Raw genomic sequence first — 19,879 nt, 5'->3', positions numbered from 1 at the left:
CTCGGGTCTGCCGGAGCTCACCACCACGTCGGCGGGGGTGGGGAGCGGCCCATGGCGTCCGGCGGCGGACGGCCCGATCACGGCCGCTCGCGGGGAGGCCCGGAGCCGCGGTAGCCTCTTATCCGGAACCGGTTCCGGTTGTAACCGTATCCGGAACCGGTTCCGGATACAAGCGGGAGAGAAAGGGCGGGGATTGGCCGACGATGGCGAGGACGGCTCCGTACGGCGGCACCGGCCGCTGCGGGCCGACGCGAAGCGCAACGAAGACCGTCTGCTCAGGGCCGCGGCAGTCGTCTTGGCCCGCGATGGAGCCGACGCCTCGGTCAAGGACGTCGCCCGCGAGGCCGGCGTGGGTGTGGGCACGCTCTACCGCCGGTTCCCGTCCAAGGAACTGCTGATCGAGGCGGTGCACCGGCATGAGGTGCGGCTCCTGTGCGAGGCGGCGCCCGAGCTCGCGGCCTCGCTGCCCCCGGTGGACGCGCTACGTGCCTGGATGGAGCGCTTCATCGACTTCATGGCCACCAAGCACGGCATGGCCGACGCCCTCCGTGTGGTGCTGACCGACGACAGCGAGCGGCTGCAGACCCGCGCCGACCTCGCCGAAGCAGTGGATCGCCTTCTCGCTGCCGGGAGGAGCCACGGGGCCGTGCGGAAACAGGCGAAGCCCCAGGACGTCCTGATGGCGCTCGGCGGCATCAGCTACATGGCGGGCGCCGAGCAGGAACCCGCCCTCGCCACAAGGCTCATCGACCTGCTCCTGCACGGCATCGTGACGAGCTGAACGGCGCCCGGCCCGCGACGCCACCGTGGTCGAGGCCTTGGCCGGCGTCGGCTCGGAGGAACGTGGCACTAACGGTCGAGGACGTGCAGCGCGCGGGAGCCGGTGCTGAGCGGCTCCGGCCCCTCCTCGCCGCACACGACCACGTCGGCCACCCGGGCGCCGAAGAGGCCGGGCAGGTAGACGGCGGGCTCCAGGCAGACGGTCATCCCGGCCTCGAACCTCTCCCCGGCCGCCAGCCAGGGCCCCTCCACCGGGCTCAGCCCGATGCCCCGGCCGGCCCCGGCGGCGGCGTAGTCGCCGTAGCCGCTGCCGTAGATGACCTCGCCGGCGACCGTCGCGGCCTCGGCGCACGCCACTCCGGGGCGTACGAGGTCGACGGCGGCTCGCTGCGCGGCGAGGACGACCGAGTACATGGCGTCGAAGTCCTCCGGCGGCTCGGCGACCGCGAAGACCCGGGCGACCTCGGCGCAGTAGCCGTTCCAGCGCCCGCCGACCGAGACGAGCAGCGCGTCACCAGGGTTGATCACCCGCTCGCACGGCAGGTGACGCGCGTCGGCGGAGTGCTCGCCCGCCGCGACGAGCACGGAGGGCGTCCCCTCACAACCCGTCTCGGCGAGCATCGCCCGCAGCCTGCGGGCCATCGCCAGCTCGGTGGCGCCGAACCAGGCCAGCTCGCGGGCCGCGAGCAGCACGGCGTCGGCCACCGCGGCGGCGTGCCGCATCGCGGCCACCTCGTCGGCCCGCTTGCGCAGGCGGAGCGGCGCGAGCACGGCCGACGCCAGCACAAGCTCCGCGTCCAGGCGCAGCGCGAACAGCTCGGCGGCGTGCATCTGCGGGTCCACTGCCACGCGGCGTGCCGCCGGGGGCACGAGGGCCGCCGCCTGCGCGGGATCGCCCGCCGTGGTGGGCGGCCCGTCGAGCGCCATGACGAGATAGCCCGCCTCCGCGAGCCCCACCGAGCGGGCGCGCAGATACCGGAAGTCCGGCGAGGGCCGCAGCACGAGGGCGTCGATACCCGCATCGGCCATCCCGGCGCGTACGTCCTCCAGCATGAGGGGGTCGATCATGACAGGGAGGACGGCTCCGGCTCGTGCAGCCAGCAGGCCACCGGCCCGAAGTCCGGCTCCCGCTCCCGGCACACGTCCATGGCGAGCGGGCAGCGGGGGTGGAACCGGCAGCCCGCCGGGGGATCGGCGGGGTCGGGCACGTCTCCGGGCAGCTCGGCGGGCAGCACCCCGGCGCCGTCGGGGGAAGGGATCGCGGCGAGCAGCGCCCGCGTGTACGGGTGCCTGGGGTCGGCCCACACCTCCGCGGTCGGCCCGGTCTCCACGACCTTGCCGAGGTACATGACCGCGATCCGGTCGGCGATCAGCCGCACGACGGACAGGTCGTGGCTGATGAACAGCAGGCCCGCGCCGGACTCCATGGCGAGGTCGCGCATCAGCCGGGCCACCTGCGCCTGGGCGGAGGCGTCCAGGGCGGAGATGGGCTCGTCCCCGATCAGCAGCGACGGCCGGGCGGCGAGCGCCCGCGCGATGGCGATGCGCTGACGCTGCCCTCCGGAGAATTCGTGCGGGTAGCGGCCGGCGAACGCGCGCGGCAGTCCGACCCGTTCGAGCACGTCGGCGGGGCTGGTCGCGGTGTCGCCCGCCGTCCGCAGCCCGTCGGCGATCTGCGCGCCCACGCGGCGGCGCGGGTTCAGCGAGGAGTACGGATCCTGGAACACCATCTGCACGCCGGTCAGCGCGGGGTTCCTGCGGCGCAGCCCGAGGGGCGTCACCGGGTGCCCGCCGACGAGGATCCGCCCGGAGGCCGCGCCGTGCAGCCCGCACAACGCCCGGGCGAGGGTGGACTTGCCGCACCCCGACTCGCCGACCAGGCCGACGACCTCGCCGGCGGCGACCTGCAGGCCGGCCCCGGCCACGGCCCTGACGACCGGGCGGCCCGGCGTGCGGTGCTCCACGACGAGGTCCTCCACGGACAACAGGGGCCCGGTCAGAGGCATGATCATGGCGAGTTCTCCCCAGCAGGAGGCACGGGCAGGGCGTCGAGCAGCGAGCGGGTGTAGGGGTGGCGCGGCTCGCGCAGCACCCGGCCGCGCGGGCCGGTCTCCACGACCAGCCCGTCCTTCATCACGCTCACCTCGTCGGCGACCGCCGACATCACGCCGAGGTCGTGGGTGACGAGGAGGACGGCGAGCCCGAGGTCGTCGCACAGGCCGCGCAGCAGGCGGAGGATTCCGGCCTGCACGGTCACGTCGAGCGCGGTCGTCGGCTCGTCGGCGATGAGCACCTCGGGGTCGCAGGCCAGCGCGACGGCGATGGCGATCCGCTGCCGCATGCCGCCGGAGAACTGATGCGGGTAGCGCTTCAGCGCCTCCCGGGGGCCCGGGATGCGCACCTTGGCGAGCAGGCCGGCGGCCCGATCGCGCGCTTCCCTGCCGCCGACGCCCAGGTGGTGGCGCATGTGCTCGGTGAGCTGCCGCTCCACGGTCAGCATCGGATGCAGGCTGGTCGCCGGGTCCTGGAAGACCATGGCGATCTTCGCGCCGCGCACCTCGTCGAGCTCGCGGGCGGGCATCCCCAGCAGGTCCCGGGCGCCGAAGGCGATCCGTCCCGATGCGCGGGAGCCGTGGGGGAGCAGGCCGAGCACGGCGAGACCGGTCATGGTCTTGCCCGAGCCGCTCTCGCCGGCGAGGCCGTGCACGCGTCCCGCTTCCACGGCCAGGTCGACGCCGTGCAGGACGTCGTGGCCGCCGATCGACACCCGCAGCCCCTCGATCGTCAGCGCGGCCGCCCGTGGTTCCGCCGTCACAGCGCACGCTCCTTGATCGCCCCGGCGGTACGCGGGTCGAGCGCGTCGCGCAGCGTGTCGCCGAGGAAGTTGAACCCGAGCACGACCGTCAGGATGGCCAGCCCCGGGAACGTCGCGACCCACCAGCTGTCGAAGACGTCCACTCCTGCGGCGACCATCGCGCCCCACTCGGGCGACGGCGGCTTCGCGCCGAGCCCGAGGAACGACAGGCCCGACAGCAGCAGCAGCGCGGTGCCGATGTCGAGGGTGGCGAGCACCAGGACGGGTCCGGTGACGTTGGGCAGCACGTCCACCCGCAGCGACCGCCAGGCGGAGAAGCCCAGCAGCCGGCCGCTCAGCACGAACTCCCGCTCCCGTACGCCGAGCACGAGGCCGCGGGTCACCCGGGCGTACGCCGGCCAGGCGACGACGAGCACGGCGAGCACCGCGTTGCCGAGGCTCGCGCCGAGGGCGGCGGCGACGACCATCGCGAGGATGACGGTGGGGAAGGCGAACACGAGGTCGGCCAGACGCATGATCGTCTCGTCCACCCACCGGCCGAAATATCCGGCGCAGGCGCCGAGCAGGCCGCCGACCACCACCGACAGCGCCACGAGCAGCAGCGTGAGCGGGATGGAGACCCGCGCGCCGTACATGATCCGGCTGAGGATGTCGCGGCCGAGCTGGTCGGTGCCGAGCCAGTGGCCCGGGCCGGGCGGCACGAGCCGGGGCAGCTCCTGCGCCAGCGGGTCGTGCGGCGCGAGCACCGGCGCGGCCAGCGCGACCACGATCCAGGCCAGCGTGACGACGGTGCCGACGACCGCCAGCGGCCGCCGCCACGCCTGTGGGAGCCGGCTCACGCGGCCGCGCGCGAACAGGCCGGCGCGCTTCATGAGACCCTCACCCTCGGGTCGATGACGCCGTACAGCACGTCGACGACCAGGTTGATGACGAGGTAGACCACGCCCACCACGAGACCGACGCCCATGACGGCGGGCAGGTCGAGAGTGGTGGCGCTCTTGTAGGCGTACTGGCCGACCCCCGGCCAGGCGAAGACGGCCTCCACCAGCACTGTGCCGGACAGCAGGCTGCCGAACGCCAGGCCGGCGACGGTGATGACGGGCACCAGCGCCGGGCGCAGGACATACCGGAACAGCACCACGCGGCCGGGCAGGCCCTTGGCGCGGGCGGCGCGGACGTAGTCCTGCCCGAGCACCTCCAGCACCGCCGAGCGGGTGAACCGGGTCAGCAGGCCGATCGTGTAGAGGGCCAGCACGAGCGCCGGCGCGGCCAGGTGGGCGACGGCCGAGGAGAGCGCGTCCCAGCGCCCCGACAGCAGGGCGTCGACCGTGTAGAGGCCGGTGACATGCGGCGGCGGGGTCATCCCGGGATCGACGCGGCCGCTGCCCGGGGTGATCTGCAGCCGGAAGAAGAACACGTAGAACGCCACCAGGGCGAGCCAGAACGTCGGCACCGAGATGCCGACCAGGCTCAGCACCCGCAGCACGTGGTCGGACAGACGGTCGCGCCGCAGCGCCGCGACCACCCCGAATCCGACGCCGAGGACCAGCGAGACGAGGATGGCGGCGCCCGCCAGCTCCAGCGTGGCCGGAACGGACTCGGCGAGGTCGTCCAGCACCGGGCGGTGGCTCTGCTGGCTCGTCCCGAGGTCGCCGTGCAGCAGCCCTTCGAGGTGCATCAGGTATTGCTGCGGCAGCGGCCGGTCGAGTCCGTGGTCGGCGCGCCACTGGGCCACGATCGCCGGGTCGCCGACCGCCCGCTGGCCGAGGTTGGCCGCCACCGGGTCGCCCGGCACCAGGTTGGTCAGCACGAAGGTGACCAGCGTGATCCCTACCGCCAGCAGCAGCGCCGTGAGGATCCGCCGCACCAGGAACCGGGCGAGCGGGCTGCGCACCGCCCGGTTCCCCGTACGGCGGCTACTTGGCGCCGAGGCCGGCGACATCGATCGTCCACACGGGGTGGTACTCCACGCCGGTGACGGACGCCGCCGTCACGATGTTCTGGCCCGGCTGGATCAGCGGCATGAACGGACCGGTCGCGTTGAGCTTCTGCTGGAAGCCGGTGTACGCCTGCTTGCGGTCGTCGTCGGTCACCGCGGCGCCGGCCTTGCCGGCCGCGGCCTCGACGTCCTTGTCCGCACCCGTCTTCCACCCGGCCCGCAGGCCGACCAGCTTGCCCGGGGCGAACGACAGGTAGTTGCTGGGGTCGGGGAAGTCGGGGCCCCAGTACCACAGGCCCAGCTCCTCCTTGCCGTTGCGGTAGTTGTCCAGCGCGGTGGTGACCGGAGCGGGGGTCAGCTCGACCGTGATGCCGACCTCCTTGAGGTTGGCCTGGATGCGCTCGGCCAGCGGCTGGAAGGACAGGCCGTTCACGGTCAGCTCGCTGGGATACTCCAGCTTGACGGTGGGGTCGGTCACGCCGCTCTCCGCCAGCGCCGCCTTGGCGCCCTCGACGTCGCGCTTGGCCGCCTGGTCGGGCGGGAGCGCGCCGAGGAACATCGACGGGATGATGCCGGACGCCTGCGTCGAGCCCTCCCCGGCCAGCTCCAGCAGGCCCGGGTAGTCGATGCCCTTGCGCACGGCCTCGACGAACCTGGGGTTGGAGGTGATCTTGCTGACGCCCGGGTCCTGGTTGGCGAGCAGGAAGAACACGTACGCCGAGGCGGTCCGCTCGACCTGCAGGCCGCCGGAGATGCCGGCCACCTGGTCGCCGGACAGGTTCAGCGCCACCTGGCTGTCGCCGCGCTGCACGTTGAGCTTCTGCGCGGCCGACTCGACGTTGCGGATGACCACCTTGTCGTAGTGGGGCCTCCTCGCGCCCCAGTACTGCGCGTTCGCCTTGAGCACGACCTGGGTGCTCACGTTGAAGGACTCGATCGTGTACGGCCCGGAGCCCGCCGAGGCGGAGTTCAGGTACTGCTCGGCCTTGTCGTTCGGGTCGTTCGTCGCGCCGTGCTCCTTGGCCGCCTTCGAGTTGAGGATGCCGAGGGCCGGGTTCGGAAGGATGTACGGAAGCGCCGGGTTCGGCGTCTTCGACGTCAGCGTGATGGTCGTGTCGTCGTTCTTGGCGATCTCCACGCCGTCGAGCAGGAACGACGGCGTGCCCTTCATGTCGCGCACGCGGGTGAGGGAGAACACCACGTCGTCGGCCGTCACCGGGGAGCCGTCGGAGAACTTGGCGCCCTGCCGCAGCTTGAGCGTGAGCTCCTTGCCGTCGGACGACAGTTCGTACGACTCGGCGAGCGACGGCACCGGCTTGGTGACGTCGGAGCCTTCGAACGTGAGGAGCGTGTCGTAGGTCGCCTTGTCGACGATCAGGCCGGTCGGCTCGTAGGTCCGCCCCGGGTCCGCCGTCTTGAGGTCGAAGGAGGTGTCTATCACGAGCGTCTTGCCCGCGGCGCCGCTTGGGGTGCTGCTGGACGAGCCGCCGCCGGAGCAGGCCGCGAGGGCGAGGGCGCCGGTGAGCACAACCGGGAGCAGGCCGGCCCTCACCTGCCACGAACGGGTCGTCATTATGTGTCCTCCGAAAACAGGCCAACTCTTGGCCGTATGGACGTTTGGTCGCCGATCGTCCAGGATTGTCCGGCAGAAAGTCCAGCTCATGCGGCTAGGCCGAGACGAATCTCCCGTGGAGGATGAACCAGTGACCGAAATATCAGGCAACTCGGGGTCCGGAGGCGGCGCCGCTGGACGGATCGGCATCGGCCTGGAGCTGGACGCGACCCATCTGAAGATCCTTGAGGTGCTCAGAGACAACGGGCGCGTCTCGGTGTCCGCTCTCGCCGAGCGGGTGGGGATCTCCCGGGCCAACGCCTACACGCGCTTCGAGGCGCTCCGCGCCGACGGTGTGATCAGGCGCTTCACGGCCGAGATCGACCACCAGCGGGCGGGCCTCGGCATCGTCGCGCTGATCTTCGTGACCGTGCGCCAGCAGATGTGGCGGCAGTTCCGCGCCCAGCTCGCGCAGATGCCGGAGGTGGAGTACTGCGCAATCACCACCGGGCAGCACGACGCCATGATCCAGGTGCGGATGGCCGACGTGGCCGAGGTGCATGCGATGGTCACCGAACGGCTGGCCGGCATCCCGGCCGTCAAGGCCACCGAGACCGTGTTCATCCTCGACGAGGTGCTCAGGCGGCCGTACGTGCTGCCCGGCGACATGGAGCGGGACCGGGGCCGCGGCGCCCCGCGGCGGCCCGCCCCCTCGGCCTCGCCGGAGCCCGAGCAGGGACAGGGGCTGCCGCTCGGCAAGATGCGCTTCGTCGGCGCGGCCGAGGGCCGCGCCGCGCTGCGCGATGCCACTTAGCGGGGACGAGTCAGGAGACCACTTCGGCGCAGACGCTGACGTGGGTGACGTCGTCGCCCTCGAACTGGAACTCCTCCACCAGTCGCAGCCTGCCGTCCTCGGCCGCCTCGATGCGGCTGGTGCTGCGGCCGCTCGCGCGCTCGCCTGTCTTCAGCAGGTGGACGTAGGACAGCTCGACGCGGTCAGCCTCCCGGGTGCCGACGAACCGGCCGTCGACGACGGTGTCGCCCGTGTAGTGCCCCCAGATGACGCCGCCCGACTCCTCGTACACGAACTCGGTGGGCGCGTCGGCGTCCACCGGGCCGGCCGTGGAGCTGATCATGATGAAGCGGCGGCCGTTGAGCAGGTCTGTGTCGTTCACGAGTCCGCATCGTGCCGAACCGAACGAGATTCGCAACCCGCTCTGGACGTTCCGCTCGCCGGACACCGGCCGGGCGGATGATCCGTCCAGATCACCCGCCGCGGCCCGGCCCGATCGTGAACAGGTGTCAGCGGCCGACTATCTCGGAGAGCGCGGCCAGGGCGGCGCCCCGGGCTCCGGCCATGTCGAGGTCCTCCACCAGCGTGATCGTGGCCACCTGCCGCTGCTCCTCCCGCAGCAGGGTGTGCTCGCGGACCTTCTCCAGGAACCACTCACGGAAGTGCGGGGCCGCCTCGACCACCCCGCCGCCGAGGAAGTACGCGTCGGGGTCGGTGAAGTTGGCCGCGACGGTGAACAGCCTGCCGATGGCCATCGCCTGCTGTTCGAAGACCTTGAGAGCCAGAGCGTCGCCGTTCTCGGCGTACCCGCGCAGCAGCCGGGCCGCCTTCGCGACGGGTTCGACCCCGGTGAGCTCGTGGCCGGGGAAGCGGGTCAGCCAGTAGGGCAGCAGGTTCTTCTCGATGCCGGTCAGCGAGGCGACGCTCTCGGCGTCCCCGGTGAAGCCGCAGTTGCACGCCGGCAGCGGCTGATCCTCCTCCAGCAGGCCCTGCATGGGGATGTGGACGTGCCCGAGCTCGCCGGCCATCCCGGCGGCGCCCTTCACGACGTGCCCCGACTGGATCACGCCGCCGCCGAGACCCGTGCCGACGATCGCGGAGACGGACGAGCGCTGCCAGGCGTCCCCGCCGAAGCGCACGTGGTGGGAGTAGAGCGCCGCCGCGTTGCCGTCGTTGTTGTAGACGACCGGCAGCCCCAGCCGGGCCTCCAGGGCGGCGCGGAAGTCGAAGCCGAACCAGCCGGGGTCGACGAAGTTCGTCGCGCCCTTGGAGGAGATCACGCCGTCGGCGCTGGCCGGGCCGGGGGTGTCGAGGCCCACCGCGCGCACCGTGGACCGGGGCGTGCCGGTCAGCTCCAGCACGTTGCCGAGGGCGAGGAGGAGCTGCTCGACCGCGACCTCGGGGCCCTCCCGCACGAGGCTCGGGGTCTCGACCATGCGGTCCACGAGGAAACGTCCGGAGGCGTCGAGGACGGTCGCGTTGTTGCTTGTCCCGCCGTTGTCGAGCCCGACGACGACCCAGGACCCTGCATCTGTCATTGGGGGATGTCCTTTGTTCGAGCGTGTCAGAGCGAAGACTACGAGAGCCGGCGCCCGGCGGGCAGCCGCTGGGTCGCGACCGGCCGGATGGGGCACAGGCGCAGGGTACGGCGGACATCGTCACATGACGGCATGGTGAAAGATTCAGTTCGGCCACCGCCCCGGCCCGGCCGCCTCCGGCCGCCGCCGCGCCCGTGAGCTGGGCCGTACGCCGCCGCCGGCCGCGTGGCCCGGGGCGGAGTGGAGGGGGCGCGGCGGCGTCCGTTGACCTGCCGTGCGACCGGGAGAAAACATCTGCGTCCGGGGCCGCAGCGTCGCGACCCGTGCGCCCGGCCAGGCCGGCCGGCGCCGCTCCCGTCGTCGCGCACGCGCGGCGTCCGCCCTGCCGCCGCCTCCGGCCGGCCCGGTCCGATCCGGGCTGATCCGCCGACCCGGGCGAGGCGGGCCGACGCGGCCGCGCCAAGCGCCACACGACAGATGCGCAGGAAGCGAGGTACGCATGAAGCAGTTCCGTCCCGCACCCGGTGACCGGCGTGCGGGCATCCGGAGGGGTGCGCGCGCCGGTCGCGGCCTGCCCGGCTCCCCGGCGGCGCGCCTGGTCGCGGCCCTGGCCGCGCTGGTGGCCGGGCTCGTGGTCGTGCTGGTGCCCACCGTCGCCTCCGCGGCCCCGGTCTGCAAGGTGGACTACACGGTCAACCAGTGGCAGGGCGGCTTCACCGCCTCGGTGCGGCTCACCAACCTCGGCTCCGCGGTGAGCTCGTGGACGCTGCGCTGGACGGCGGGCACCAGCCAGCAGATCACCAACGCCTGGAGCGCGCAGGTCAGCCAGTCGGGCACGACGGTGACCGCCACCAACGCCTCCTACAACGGGTCGCTGGCCACGGGCGCCACGGCGGACTTCGGCTTCCAGGGCACCTGGTCGGGCAGCCTCACACCGCCGTCGGACTACTACCTGAACGGCGTGCCGTGCGGAGGCACGTCCTCGCCGTCGCCCTCGCCGTCCCCGTCCCCTTCGGCGTCTCCGTCGGCGTCCCCCTCGCCGTCCCCGTCCCCGTCCCCGTCGCCCTCGCCGTCTCCTTCGGCCTCCCCGTCCGCGTCTCCGTCCCCGTCCCCGTCCCCGTCACCGTCCCCGTCACCGTCCCCGTCTCCGTCGCCCTCGACGACGCCTTCGACCGGCTGCTCCGGAAGCGGCCTGGTGGTCTGCTCGGGGTTCGAGGACCAGTCGGGCACGCCGTCGGGTGAATGGCAGGTCAGCACGCCGAACTGCTCGGGCAGCGGCACCGCCACGATCGACACCTCCACCGCGCACAGCGGCGGCAAGTCCCTGCGGGTCAACGGCGGCGGCAACTACTGCAACCACATGTTCGTCGGGACCACCAAGAACGTCTCGGCGATCGGGCCCGTGGTGTACGGCCGGATGTGGGTGCGGCACACGACCGCGCTCCCGGCCAACCACGTCACCATGATCACCATGGCGGACTCCCGGGACGGCGGCAAGGACCTGCGGATCGGCGGCCAGGGCAACGCGCTCCAGTGGAACCGGGAGTCCGACGACGCCACACTGCCCGAGCAGAGCCCGGCCGGCATCGCGCTGAGCGCCCCGCTGCCCACCAACCGCTGGGTCTGCCTGCGCTTCCAGATCGACACCAGCCAGCAGGCGATGCGTACGTACCTGGACGACCAGGAGATCGCCGGCCTGCGGGTGGACGGCACGCCCACCCAGAACGTGGACGCCCAGTGGCTGCGGCGCACCACGGCGCCGCGGCCCACGACCTTCCGCCTGGGCTGGGAGAGCTACGGCAGCGACTCGGACACGCTCTGGTACGACGACGTGGCTCTCGGCTCCAGCCCCGTCGGCTGCTGAACGAAGCCCTTGGTGACGGACGGTGACCGAAAAGGGTAAGTAGCTGAGTGCCCGCCGTGGTGCGGGACGGCTGACGGTCCCGTTCGTCCCGGCGTCCGGCCTCTTCCGGGAGGCCGGACGCCGCATCCGAGGGGAGAGATACATGACCGACGTGCACCCGGTGCCCGAACTGATGAAGGAGGGCGACGTCGTCGACCTCCTCGTCCACCAGCACGCCGTGATCAGGGACATGTTCGAGGAGGTGGAGCGGGCGGCGCCCGGCGAGCGTCACGAGCCCTTCCGGCGGCTGGTGCGGATGCTGGCCGTGCACGAGACGGCGGAGGAGGAGATCGTCCACCCCTACACCCGGCTGCGGGTCGACGGGGGAGGAGAGATCGTCGCCGACCGGCTCAAGGAGGAGCACGAGGCCAAACGCATGCTGGCCATGCTGGACGACCTGGGCCCCGAGCACTCCGAGTTCATGCCCAACCTCGACAGGCTGCGTACGGCCGTGCTCGCGCACGCGCGGGCCGAGGAGCGTTACGAGTTCACCCGGCTCCGCGCCGAGACGACGGCGGCCGAACGGCGTGCGATGGCCCTGGGAGTGCGGGCGGCGCTGGCGATGGCCCCCACACGGCCGCATCCCGGGGTGGAGTCGATGACGAGGAACCTGCTGTTCGGCCCGCCCGCGGCGATCGTCGACCGGGCCCGCGACCTGATCCGCCAGGCGCTGGGCCGGAAGGGCTGACGCCGGCCCGGCCCGGGTCCGTACGCGGTGCGTGCGGACCCGGGCCGGGCGCCCTGTCAGTGGGAGCGCAGGCTGTAGAGAGGGTGCCCGCCCTCGATCTCCAGGCGGTACTCCTCGCCCGACCTGGCGCGGTTGTCGTCGATGACCCGCTCGCTGGCCGGCTCGACGTCGTCGTGGACCTGCTCCTGCCAGCGCTGGAACCGTTCGTGGGCCTCCTGGACGTAGCCGGTGCCCAGGGTCGTGTGGTCGATCTGCGTGGAGATGAGCTCGCGCAGGTAGCCCTTGTTCGGCTCGAAGGTGACCGGCGTGGGCAGCGTGGGGGCCAGCACCTGCTCCGGGTCCCGGCCGTCGTGCTCGCGGAACAGCTCCGCGGCGATCCGCAGGTGTTCCAGCTCCATGTTCAGGTGCAGCTCCCAGATCGCCTTCACCTTGGGGTCCGACTCGGTCTCCATGAACGAGTGGTACAGGTAGCACTCGTTGTACTCGTGGTTGAGCCACTGCTCCCACCACGTCTCCCGCGGGTCGAGCAGCGACTCGTAGTGGGTGACGTGCTCCTCCTCGATGAGCCCGATCTCCTGGTACAGCTGCCGCGCGATCGGCTCCATGTACGTCGGGCCGACGTTCATGTAGAAGTTCATCGTCTGCTGCTCGGCGGACATGATCGTCAGCGCGTGCAGCTTCGAGACCGGCTTCGCCTTCTCCCGGTCGTAGTGCTCGCGGACGTTGTCGACGGGGTGGCGGTGGTGCATCTTCGTCGGCCGGCCCGGCATGACCTCGGTCAGCTGGTCGACGATCTTCTCGGCCTTGCGGTGCTCGATCATCTCGTACAGGTTGGCGTACCGGTACAGGTGGTCGAAGTCCTCCAGCACGCCGAACTCGTAGGCCTTCCTGAGGTAGGGGTCGGGCTCCATCCGCGCCACCCACGCCGTCAGGTCAACCGCGACCTGCTCGTAGGCGATGGTCGTCTCCAGCACCGAGGCGAGCCCCGGCAGCAGCCAGTTGACCGCCTTCTGCTGCTGCTGCTCGACGTAGCGCACCTCCGCGAGGCGCTGCCGGACGCCGAGGTCCGGGCAGCGGCGGGCGAAGTGGTGGCTGAACATGATCGATTCGATCTCGATGCCGTTCATCGTGATGATCCGGCACCGCGTGTAGGGGTCGGCATGGTCGGGGTCGATCGGCGTGACGTCCAGCTCACGCCAGTTCCGCACCTGCCGGTCCAGCGGGATTCCGCGCTCACGCAGTGGATTGAACGTCATCTCGGTGCTCCTCCCCACGATTCGCGCTGGGCGTACCCAGGCCATGGAATGCGACAAACGTGGCTATTTGGAGCTTTTGGCCGAGATTGGCATCCGGTGGCGTGCGGGGGATCAGCCGGACGGCGCCGTCGCGGAGTGCGGGTCGCCGACCTTCTTCGACTGCGGGGAGCCGCGCTCCCGAAGGAAGATCGCCAGCAGGACCATCGAGGCGACGGCCAGGAACTCCGACTGCCAGTTCTGCAGCGTGCGGTTCCAGAACTCGGCCGACATGACGTACCCGCCCCAGCCCACCGGGTCCTCCAACCGGGCCAGTCGCTCCTCGTCGTACGCGGCGAGCCCGGCGACCGACTGGGCCAGCCAGGACAGCAGGAAGATCAGGCCCATCGCGAGGCCGAGGGAGTGGCTGAAGAGCGTCCGGCGCCAACCGCCTGCCGCCGCCCACGCGGGGGACCCGGCGCCGGCGAACCGGCCGACCTTCTGCTCGGCGTCGGACTCCAGGCCCTCCTCGCCCCTCTTCTTCGACTCCGGCGAGCCGCGCTGGATCAGCCACACGGTGATGAGGATGTAGAGGAAGAACTGCAGATACTCCGACTGCCAGTTCTCGGCCACGTCCACGGCGAAGGTCGAGGAGGTGACGTACTGGAGCCACGTGACGGGGGCCCCGCCCTCCGCGACCTGGTCCTCGTTGTAGGCCGCCGTGCCCGCGACCGACTGCCCGGCCAGGCTGAGCAGGAACAGCAGCAGGAAGCACGCCGCGAGGGCGTTGTCGCGAACCAGGCGCCGCACCCCGCTACCTCCCCGCCAGCCCGATGAAGATCACGTATCCGAGGACCAGCGCGATCATCACCAGGAGCGCCCAATAGAGCGTGCGCGCGCCGTTCACGCCTCCACCTCGCATTCGTACGGCCGGCCCGGCCGGGGGTCGCAGCCCGCGGCCCGGATTCGCCAGCCTTCGGGGAACCGGTGCAGAAAGAGGGTGTCGCCGTCCAGCCGCACCCGCGCCTCGTCGCCCCAGACGTCGACCTCGCGTACGGCGGCGGGCCGCAGGCCGACGGAGACGATCTGCTTCTCACAGTCGTCCAGGGACCGCGCGGCCTTCGGCGCCAGGAGCCCGCAGGCCGGCCCGCCCTGGCCCTGGCCGGCGGCGGACAGGAACCGCTCGGCCGTCGAGACGACCGGGTCCTTCTCGGCGGACGCGCAGCCCGCGGTGATCAGTGCGAGGCAGACGACCACCATTGCTCGTGCAGCCATGGACCGGCACTACCCTGGAGACGGGTGTGAAACGAAGGCCGCGATTGGAACGGTCATATGGGATTAATCGCCTACAAAGCGTAATATGAGCGAGTCCCGAAGGTTCTCCTGAGGGTCGTCACTCCGACGGAGGTGGGACCCTTGCACGATTTCCAGGTCACGGTGACGCAGTCGCCACCGTTCACCGTGGTCACACTAAGCGGGGAACTCGACGTACTCACCGTGTCCAGGCTGCGGGACCACGTGGCCCCCCTGCTGGCCCGGCCCGCGACGCGCATCCTGTTCGACCTCGAGAAGCTGCGCTTCATCGACAGCGCGGGCATAAGAGTGCTCATCGACGCCTGCGTCCGGACGCCTCCGGAGGGCGGCGACGGGGCCGTGTGCGGTCTCAGCGATCACCTGCGGCATCTGTTCGGGATGCTCGGCCTCACCGAGCGGTTCACCATGTATCCGGCCCTCGCCGACGCCCTGAACCGCCCCGTGACCATCACGCGCCACGCCGCCCCTCTCCGCTGAGCAGCGCCTGCCGCTGAGCTGCGCCTGTCACTGGGCTGGGCCTGCCATTGAGCTGGGCCTGTCACTGGGCTGCGCCTCCCACACCGCTCGCCCGCGGCGCCCGCCCTGCGCCCGGCGGGCGGGGCCGCCGGGGCAGGGACGATGGACCAAGGCGCTGGGCCGAGGTGGTGGGTCGTGCCGCCGGGCAGGGACGGTGCGCCGATAGGGGGCTGAGGCGGTGGGCAGGGCCACCGGGGAGGGGCGGGAGGCAGGGGCGGTCGGCCGCGGGGCGCGGCCCTCACACGATCGTCTGCCACCACCCGTCGACCGCCGGCGGGTCGTCGACGGAGACCCGCTCGCCCGGTCGAGGGACCACCAGCCGCACGTCGCGCTCCTTCGCCTCCCGCCACAACTGGTCGATCGGCTCGCTCCACGCGTGCGGGGCGAGGGAGAAGGTGCCCCAGTGCACCGGCAGCAGCACCCGGGCGCGCACGTCCAGGTGGGTGAGGACGGCCTCTTCGGGCGTCATGTGGATGTCCGGCCAGCCCTTGCTGTAGGCGCCGATCTGGACCACCGAAAGGTCGAAGGGCCCGTGCGCCGCGCCGATCGCGGCGTACCCGTCGAAGTAACCGGAGTCACCGGTGTAGAAGACCTTCCTGCGCTCGCCCGCGATGACCCACGACGCCCAGAGGGTCTGGTCGCGGCGGAGGGCGCGGCCCGAGAAATGGCGCCCGGCGGTCGCGACGAAGCGGATGCCGGACACCGTGGTCTCCTCGTCCCAGTCCAGCTCGACGATCCGCGACGCCGGCACCTTCCACCGCTCCAGGTGGGCGCCCACGCCCAGCGGCACGAGGAACGGCGCGGTCTGCGTCCGGGTCAGCAGGCGCACCGTGGCCATGTCGAGATGGTCGTAGTGGTCGTGCGAGATGACGATCGCGTCGAGTTCGGGCAGTTCGTACACCGGCACCGGCGGAGGATGCAGACGACGGGGCCCGGTGAACGACGCCGGCGAGCAGCGCTCGCTCCACACCGGGTCGAGCAGCACCCGCCGGCCCTCGATCTCGATCAGAGCCGAGGAGTGGCCGTACCAGATCGCGTCGAGGTCTCCTCCGGCGGACGCACCCGGGGTCACCAGCGGCACCGGCAGCCGGGGCTTGCGCGGGGCCTTGCCGAACAGCAGGTCACGCACGACCTGCCGGGACGTCCCGGGCGGGAGGATCGACGTGGGCGCCGTGTTGCGGAACGCGCCGTCGCTGAACTGCTTGGAGCGGCGCACCCGCTGAGCCCGCTCGCCCGACGGTCGCGCCCCCAGCGCGGCGGGAACCTCCCGCAACGTCCATCCGACGGCCGCCAGGGCCGCCGCTCCCGCGAGCAGGCCCACACGACGGCCCCACGCACCGTTCTTCTGTCCACCGGTCTTCAACGGCAATCTCCTTGCTGGGTTCTGCCGATCAGCCTAGGCAATTCCGGCGCCCGCGCGCGCACCGCGTCTCCCGTCTGTGGACGACCACGCCATGAACGAGACCGTACGGACCGGTCCGCCGCAGAGACGTGACCGGCCGCGCGAGCGGGCGTCGGCCGGGGCGGCCGGCCTTGGAATGTCTCCCCCGTTGTGTTTCGCGCCGTCCCGCTCACCGCACAACAAGGGGAACGGGGCAGGGTAGGGAGGACCGAGAGCGTGAGACCGGACCCGCCGGACAGGACAGGCGAGGCCGGCGCGCAGGCGGAAGGAGCACTCGTGACCGACGACGACAGCACCTCGCCCCGGACCACAGGCCGGACCTTCACGCCGGCCCCCGATCCGGCCCCCGATCCGGTGGCCGGCCGTGGCCCCGTCCGGGCTCCCCGCGGCGCCACCCTGAACGCGCGCGGCTGGCCGCAGGAGGCGGCCCTGCGGATGCTGATGAACAACCTCGACCCCGAGGTCGCCGAGCATCCGGAACGGCTCGTCGTCTACGGCGGCAGTGGCAGGGCGGCCCGCGACTGGCCCTCCTTCGACGCGATCGTGCGGGAGCTCACCGCTCTGCGCGCCGACGAGACGCTGCTGGTGCAGTCGGGCCGCCCCGTCGGGGTGATGACCACCCACGAGTGGGCTCCCCGGGTGCTCATCGCCAACTCCAACCTGGTCGGCGACTGGGCGACGTGGCCCGAGTTCCGGCGGCTGGAACAGCTCGGGCTCACGATGTACGGCCAGATGACCGCCGGTTCGTGGATCTACATCGGCACCCAGGGGATCCTGCAGGGCACGTACGAGACATTCGCCGCGGTCGCGGCCAAGAGGTTCGGCGGCAGCCTCGCGGGGACGATCACCCTCACCGCCGGGCTGGGCGGCATGGGCGGCGCGCAGCCGCTGGCCGTGACCATGAACGGCGGCGTGGCCCTCTGCGTCGACTGCGACCCGCGCGGCGTCGAGCGCCGCATCGGCCACGGCTACCTGGACGTGCGCGCCGACGGCCTGGACGAGGCGCTACGCCTGGCGTACGAGGCCAGGGACGCGCGGCGCCCGCTGTCGATCGGCGTGGTGGCCAACGCGGCCGAGGCCGTGCCCGCCCTGCTGGCGCGCGGCGCGGAGATCGACGTCGTCACCGACCAGACCAGCGCCCACGACCCCCTGGCGTACCTGCCGCTGGGCGTCGCGTTCGAGGACATGGCGGCGATGGCGCGGAAAGACCCCGAGGGCTTCACCCGGCGGGCCCGGGAGTCGATGGCCCGGCACGTCGAGGCGATGGTCGGCTTCCAGGACGCCGGCGCGGAGGTCTTCGACTACGGCAACTCGATCAGGGGGGAGGCGAGCCTCGCCGGGTACACGCGGGCGTTCGACTTCCCCGGGTTCGTGCCCGCCTACATCCGGCCGCTGTTCTGCGAGGGCAAGGGCCCGTTCCGCTGGGCGGCGCTGTCCGGAGATCCGGCCGACATCGCCGCGACCGACCGCGCCGTTCTCGATCTTTTCCCGGACAACGAACCACTGGCGCGGTGGATCCGGATGGCGGGGGAGCGGGTGCGCTACCAGGGCCTGCCCGCGCGCATCTGCTGGCTGGGGTACGGCGAGCGCGACCGCGCGGGGGAGCGGTTCAACGACCTCGTCGCCTCCGGGAAGGTCTCGGCTCCCCTCGTCATCGGCCGCGACCACCTCGACTGCGGGTCGGTCGCCTCGCCGTACCGGGAGACGGAGGGGATGCTGGACGGCTCCGACGCGATCGCCGACTGGCCGCTGCTGAACGCCATGGTCAACGTGGCCTCGGGCGCGTCCTGGGTGTCGATCCACCACGGCGGCGGGGTCGGCATTGGCCGTTCCATCCACGCCGGGCAGGTCACCGTCGCCGACGGCACACCGCTGGCCGGCGAGAAGATCCGGCGGGTGCTGACCAACGACCCCGGCATGGGCGTGATCCGGCACGTGGACGCCGGGTACGACCGGGCCGCGGAGGTCGCGCGTGAGCGCGGCGTGCGGGTCCCGATGGCGGAGACGGAGCACCCCGATGCCCGCGCCTGACCAAGCCGCGGGCCCGGGCGGCGTCGACGACCCCGCGTGGCGGCACGGAGGGCAGGCGGCATGGCAGGCGGAGATCGCGGAGGAGGCCGGGGACGGGTTCCGCGCGATGTGGCGTGACCTGCTGCCCATCGGGCTGGACGCCGGGACCGGTGGCTACCGACGGCACGGGTGGACGGCGGCCGACGCCGACTGCCGTGCCTGGTTCGCCGGGCAGGCCCGGGCGCGAGGGCTGGCGTACGAGACCGACCGCAACGGCAACCAGTGGGCCTGGCTGGGCGACCCGGCGGCGGGCGACGCCGTGGTCACCGGGTCGCACCTCGACTCGGTGCCCGACGGAGGAGCGTACGACGGCCCGCTGGGGGTGGTGGGGGCCTTCGCGGCGCTCGACGCGCTGCGGGCCCGCGGCCTTCGTCCGCGGCGGCCGCTGGCCCTGGTGAACTTCACCGAGGAGGAGGGCGCCCGGTTCGGCCTGGCCTGCCTGGGATCGCGGCTGATGACCGGGGCCGTCGCGCCGGATGCCGCCCTGGCGCTGCGCGACGCGGACGGCGTCTCCCTCGCGGCGGCCATGGAGCGGGCCGGGCGCGATCCGGAGGCCGTGGGGCGCGACGACGAGCGCCTCGCCCGCGTCGGCGTGTTCGTGGAGTTGCACGTGGAGCAGGGCCGTCACCTCGCCGGCACCCCGCACCGGGTGGGCGTCGCCTCCGCCATCTGGCCGCACGGCCGCTGGCGCTTCGACTTCCGCGGCGAGGCCAACCACGCGGGGACCACCAGGATGGAGGACCGGCGTGATCCCATGCCGTCCTACGCGGCGGCCGTGCTGGCGGCTCGCGCCGAGGCCGGGCGCCTGGGAGCCCTGGCCACCTTCGGCCGGATCAGGGTGGAGCCCAACGGAACCAACGCCATCCCCTCGCGGGTGACCGCCTGGCTCGACGGCCGGGCGCCCGACCCGGATGTCCTGGACAGGCTCGTCGAGGAGACGGCGCGGGCGGCGACGGGGGCCGAGGTGACCCGGGAGTCCTACACCCCGGTCGTGACGTTCGACGGAGCGCTGCGCGAGCGTGCCGTCCGCGTCCTCGGCGGCGCGCCCACGCTGCCCACGGGCGCGGGACACGACTCGGGCATCCTCTCCGCCGAGGTCCCGGCCGCGCTGTTGTTCGTCCGCAACCCCACCGGCGTCTCCCACTCGCCGCGGGAGCACGCGGAGGAGTCCGACTGCCTCGCCGGTGTCGCGGCCCTCGCCGCCGTGCTCGCGGACCTGCTCACGACCCCGCCGACCCCGGCGGCGTCTCCCGCGCGGACCGCCGGGAGCCCGGCCGACGGTGCCCCCCGCGGCCGTTGACCCCCGCTGGTGTCTCCCGCGCGGACCGCCGGGAGCC

The 19,879-nt window shown here is 72.5% G+C and carries 19 protein-coding genes; 7 read left to right on the top strand and 12 right to left on the bottom strand.

Features of this window, described 5'->3' with window-relative positions; all coding sequences use genetic code 11:
- Positions 1 to 193: 193 nt before the first annotated feature.
- Positions 194 to 781, top strand: coding sequence for a TetR/AcrR family transcriptional regulator (locus FED44_RS13210; RefSeq protein ID WP_208758955.1), 588 nt, complete (start codon positions 194 to 196; stop codon positions 779 to 781).
- A gap of 68 nt (positions 782 to 849) precedes the next feature.
- Here FED44_RS13210 and FED44_RS13205 read toward each other — a convergent pair whose 3' ends face one another.
- The 6 genes from FED44_RS13205 to FED44_RS13180 are packed head-to-tail and all read right to left on the bottom strand — an operon-like array spanning position 850 to position 7,107.
- Positions 850 to 1,848 carry a M24 family metallopeptidase gene (locus FED44_RS13205; protein WP_244301890.1) on the bottom strand — a complete coding sequence of 333 codons (999 nt, stop codon included), beginning with the start codon at positions 1,846 to 1,848 and terminating at the stop codon, positions 850 to 852.
- Entirely contained in the window at positions 1,845 to 2,792 is a 948-nt protein-coding gene (locus tag FED44_RS13200) for an ABC transporter ATP-binding protein (RefSeq protein ID WP_244301889.1), read from the bottom strand. The genes FED44_RS13205 and FED44_RS13200 overlap by 4 nt, the downstream gene beginning before the upstream one ends.
- Positions 2,789 to 3,595 carry an ABC transporter ATP-binding protein gene (locus tag FED44_RS13195; RefSeq protein ID WP_138460807.1) on the bottom strand — a complete coding sequence of 269 codons (807 nt, stop codon included), beginning with the start codon at positions 3,593 to 3,595 and terminating at the stop codon, positions 2,789 to 2,791. The genes FED44_RS13200 and FED44_RS13195 overlap by 4 nt, the downstream gene beginning before the upstream one ends.
- A complete protein-coding gene (locus FED44_RS13190; protein WP_111701269.1) occupies positions 3,592 to 4,467 on the bottom strand; it encodes an ABC transporter permease in 876 nt (291 codons plus the stop codon). Before FED44_RS13190 ends, FED44_RS13195 begins: the two co-directional genes overlap by 4 nt.
- Positions 4,464 to 5,489, bottom strand: a complete 1,026-nt coding sequence (locus FED44_RS13185) for an ABC transporter permease (protein ID WP_244301888.1) — start codon at positions 5,487 to 5,489, stop codon at positions 4,464 to 4,466. Before FED44_RS13185 ends, FED44_RS13190 begins: the two co-directional genes overlap by 4 nt.
- Before the next feature lie 22 nt (positions 5,490 to 5,511).
- Positions 5,512 to 7,107, bottom strand: a complete 1,596-nt coding sequence (locus FED44_RS13180; protein ID WP_111701267.1) for an ABC transporter substrate-binding protein — start codon at positions 7,105 to 7,107, stop codon at positions 5,512 to 5,514.
- 130 nt (positions 7,108 to 7,237) lie between these two features.
- Here FED44_RS13180 and FED44_RS13175 point away from each other — a divergent pair, with 130 nt between their 5' ends.
- The gene (locus FED44_RS13175) at positions 7,238 to 7,900 is read left to right on the top strand and encodes an Lrp/AsnC family transcriptional regulator (RefSeq protein WP_111701266.1); all 663 of its coding nucleotides are present in this window, start codon (positions 7,238 to 7,240) and stop codon (positions 7,898 to 7,900) included.
- A 10-nt stretch (positions 7,901 to 7,910) separates the two neighbouring features.
- Here the strand turns inward: FED44_RS13175 and FED44_RS13170 are convergent, their stop codons facing one another.
- Complete coding sequence (locus tag FED44_RS13170; protein WP_138460806.1) at positions 7,911 to 8,261, bottom strand: avidin-fold protein; 351 nt, start codon at positions 8,259 to 8,261, stop codon at positions 7,911 to 7,913.
- A gap of 127 nt (positions 8,262 to 8,388) precedes the next feature.
- The gene (locus tag FED44_RS13165; protein WP_138460805.1) at positions 8,389 to 9,417 is read right to left on the bottom strand and encodes an ROK family protein; all 1,029 of its coding nucleotides are present in this window, start codon (positions 9,415 to 9,417) and stop codon (positions 8,389 to 8,391) included.
- A 499-nt stretch (positions 9,418 to 9,916) separates the two neighbouring features.
- On the opposite strand from FED44_RS13165, the gene FED44_RS13160 reads away from it, so the two are divergent.
- Together FED44_RS13160 and FED44_RS13155 are read left to right on the top strand one after the other, a co-directional pair.
- Entirely contained in the window at positions 9,917 to 11,281 is a 1,365-nt protein-coding gene (locus tag FED44_RS13160; RefSeq protein ID WP_138460804.1) for a cellulose-binding domain-containing protein, read from the top strand.
- A gap of 142 nt (positions 11,282 to 11,423) precedes the next feature.
- Positions 11,424 to 12,008 (top strand): hemerythrin domain-containing protein, encoded by a 585-nt coding sequence (locus tag FED44_RS13155; RefSeq protein WP_117410201.1) that lies wholly within the window; start codon positions 11,424 to 11,426, stop codon positions 12,006 to 12,008.
- A gap of 56 nt (positions 12,009 to 12,064) precedes the next feature.
- Here FED44_RS13155 and FED44_RS13150 read toward each other — a convergent pair whose 3' ends face one another.
- The 3 genes from FED44_RS13150 to FED44_RS13140 form a co-directional block, all read right to left on the bottom strand.
- Entirely contained in the window at positions 12,065 to 13,264 is a 1,200-nt protein-coding gene (locus FED44_RS13150) for a hypothetical protein (protein ID WP_138460803.1), read from the bottom strand.
- Positions 13,265 to 13,375: 111 nt separating this feature from the next.
- Positions 13,376 to 14,050 (bottom strand): DUF6766 family protein, encoded by a 675-nt coding sequence (locus tag FED44_RS13145; protein ID WP_138460802.1) that lies wholly within the window; start codon positions 14,048 to 14,050, stop codon positions 13,376 to 13,378.
- A 93-nt stretch (positions 14,051 to 14,143) separates the two neighbouring features.
- Positions 14,144 to 14,515 carry a hypothetical protein gene (locus FED44_RS13140; RefSeq protein WP_133306123.1) on the bottom strand — a complete coding sequence of 124 codons (372 nt, stop codon included), beginning with the start codon at positions 14,513 to 14,515 and terminating at the stop codon, positions 14,144 to 14,146.
- A gap of 141 nt (positions 14,516 to 14,656) precedes the next feature.
- On the opposite strand from FED44_RS13140, the gene FED44_RS13135 reads away from it, so the two are divergent.
- Positions 14,657 to 15,031 carry an STAS domain-containing protein gene (locus FED44_RS13135; protein ID WP_165900860.1) on the top strand — a complete coding sequence of 125 codons (375 nt, stop codon included), beginning with the start codon at positions 14,657 to 14,659 and terminating at the stop codon, positions 15,029 to 15,031.
- A gap of 277 nt (positions 15,032 to 15,308) precedes the next feature.
- Here FED44_RS13135 and FED44_RS13130 read toward each other — a convergent pair whose 3' ends face one another.
- A complete protein-coding gene (locus tag FED44_RS13130) occupies positions 15,309 to 16,433 on the bottom strand; it encodes an MBL fold metallo-hydrolase (RefSeq protein ID WP_222867934.1) in 1,125 nt (374 codons plus the stop codon).
- A 393-nt stretch (positions 16,434 to 16,826) separates the two neighbouring features.
- Here FED44_RS13130 and hutU point away from each other — a divergent pair, with 393 nt between their 5' ends.
- Positions 16,827 to 18,503 carry a urocanate hydratase gene (gene hutU, locus FED44_RS13125; RefSeq protein WP_138460944.1) on the top strand — a complete coding sequence of 559 codons (1,677 nt, stop codon included), beginning with the start codon at positions 16,827 to 16,829 and terminating at the stop codon, positions 18,501 to 18,503.
- A 106-nt stretch (positions 18,504 to 18,609) separates the two neighbouring features.
- Positions 18,610 to 19,842 carry an allantoate amidohydrolase gene (locus tag FED44_RS13120; RefSeq protein ID WP_138460943.1) on the top strand — a complete coding sequence of 411 codons (1,233 nt, stop codon included), beginning with the start codon at positions 18,610 to 18,612 and terminating at the stop codon, positions 19,840 to 19,842.
- Positions 19,843 to 19,879: the final 37 nt, after the last annotated feature.

The organism is Microbispora triticiradicis (genome assembly GCF_005864065.1).
Lineage (GTDB): Bacteria > Actinomycetota > Actinomycetes > Streptosporangiales > Streptosporangiaceae > Microbispora > Microbispora triticiradicis.
Note: the sequence above shows the minus strand (reverse complement) of the source record. Positions and strands in the feature narration are given on the sequence as shown.